The organism is Corallococcus sp. CA041A, assembly GCF_003612075.1.
GTDB lineage: Bacteria > Myxococcota > Myxococcia > Myxococcales > Myxococcaceae > Corallococcus > Corallococcus exiguus.
Genome location: NZ_RAWF01000508.1, coordinates 1 through 2,009 on the forward strand (window position 1 = coordinate 1; position 2,009 = coordinate 2,009).

Sequence of the window (2,009 nt, forward strand, 5' to 3'; positions counted from 1 at the left end):
GCCGGGAGGGGTCTACCGGTGGTGGCGGGGGAGGCGGACGGTCCGATTTCGGACGCTCCGCGAGGGTGAGTTGCTCTTCGGTGCCGCGGATGGTGAGCACGTCTCCTTCGACAAGCAACTGCTCTGGCTGCGCGCGCTTGCCGTTCACTCGCACCTTCTTGGTGCGGATCATCTTGAAGAGGTGGCTGACGGGGACGTTGGGCATCCGCTTGCGCAGGTGCTTGTCCAGCCGCATCCCGACTGTGTCGGCTTCGATTCGGTACTCGATCATTTGTGCTGGCGCCTGGACCAGACCACACGAATAATTCGCGGTCCATGCCGAAAGCCCCAACTATCGAGAAGCTGCTGCAGAACGGTTCCGCCGAATGGAACAAGCTGCGCAAGTCCGGCCAGGCGCCCACCGGCCAGACGGGCGCCACGTTCACGCAGCTGTTCTCCGCCAACGCCGACCTCTCCGGACTGGAGCTGGTGGGCTCCGAGTGGGAGCGCTGTGACCTGTCGAAGATGAACTTCCGGGACACGGACCTCACCAACGCCTACTTCCACGGGGGCCGCCTCCAGGACTGCGACTTCCGGGGCGCCAACCTGGAAGGCTGTGTCTTCGAGAAGCTCAAGCTCCTGCGCTGTGACTTCACGGGCGCCAAGGGTCTGGAAGACCTGGAGATGGACGACGTGGACATGGACCGCGTGACGGGCCTGGACGGCGAGGAAGCCCCGCCGCCCCCGCCCCCGCCGGTCCAGGGCATCACGGCGTTCACCCGTGAGCAGCGCGAGAAGATGCTCGGCCAGTCGCACCTGGGCGGCGCGATGGACGGCGCGGCTTCCCCGCACCCGGACGAGCTGCCCCCGTTCCGGCCGCAGGATCCGCCGGGCTCGCTCTTCTTCCGCGCCCTCAAGCGCGTGGGCGCGCCCCCGCTCTGGGTGCTGGACGTGCCGGGCCTGCGTCCGCTGCTGCCGCAGCGGCTGCCGCCGGGCAGCTCCCTGGAGACCCTGTACCGCGAGGCGGTGAAGACGCGGCTGGAGAACAAGAAGCCCGCGGCGGACCCCGGCGCGGTGGAGCGCGCGCAGAAGGCGCTGCGCATGGGCGGCAAGGAGGCCAACGTCGCGGCGGTGTACCTGCGCGAGGTGGGCGTGCTGCCCCTGTTCCGCTTCGCCGCGGCGAAGCAGCTCAAGGCGGAGCTGCGCACCGAGGTGGAGGTGGACGACCTCACGGGCTCCGTGGATCCCCGCACCACGGGGGCGCTGCTGGAGCTGCGCCTGACGCACGAGGTGGTGGAGCACCTGCACGAGGTGCGTCGCCGGCTGGCGGCCGCGCAGCTGTACTCGTCGCTGCTGGAGGCGGGCTTCAACCCGGAGAACAACTGGGACGAGGCGCTGGAGTCGGCGGACGCGTCGCTGGAGCTGGCGAACGCGGCCACGGGCGAGGACCGGCAGACGCTGCTGGAGGGCTTCCAGGTGTTCGCGGCCCTGCCGGAAGAGGCGCGGCTGCGCCGCCTGGCGTACCTGGCGGAGTCCGTGACCAACCTGGAGCTGCTCAGCCGGCTGCCGGAGGGCATGGAGCCGCAGTGGCTGTCCGGCCCGGAAGTGCGCGAGTGCCACGAGCGCGAGATGACCTACGTGCAGTCGCTCAAGGCGCAGGACATCCCGGCCAAGGTGCCGGCGCTGGGCAAGGCGGAGCTGGGCGTGCCCGAGGGCGAGGTGCCCGAGGAGAGCGACGACGACCTGTTCGTGCACGTGCGGTGCGACGTGTGCGGCAAGGAGAAGCTCATCGTCCAGTCGCCGGAGGCGTAGTGCCCCACCTCCCGCGGCGCGGGAGCTGAAGCAGGAGAAGGCCCGGTCGGAGCGCCCCGCGCGCATCCCGCCGGGCCTTTTCATGTCGTGCGCCGCCTGTGTGCAGGAAGCCGTGCCTCTCTCATCCCCGGGGGAGGCGGGGTTTCATCCCGCGCCTGGCTCCCTACCTTCAGGGCACGCGGCGTGGCACCGCGAGCGAGGGTGCGGCGGGCGGGATA

Annotated in this window: 2 protein-coding genes; one reads left to right on the plus strand and one right to left on the minus strand. The window is 70.3% G+C overall.

The genetic code is table 11. The features are described 5' to 3' along the window. The coding region (locus D7V77_RS41715; protein WP_255424695.1) for a S4 domain-containing protein at positions 1-271 on the minus strand (271 nt) is incomplete at its 3' end. Between the two features lie 44 nt (positions 272-315). Here D7V77_RS41715 and D7V77_RS41720 point away from each other — a divergent pair. Next, the gene (locus tag D7V77_RS41720; protein ID WP_167548061.1) at positions 316-1,791 is read left to right on the plus strand and encodes a pentapeptide repeat-containing protein; all 1,476 of its coding nucleotides are present in this window, start codon (positions 316-318) and stop codon (positions 1,789-1,791) included. Positions 1,792-2,009 lie beyond the last annotated feature (218 nt).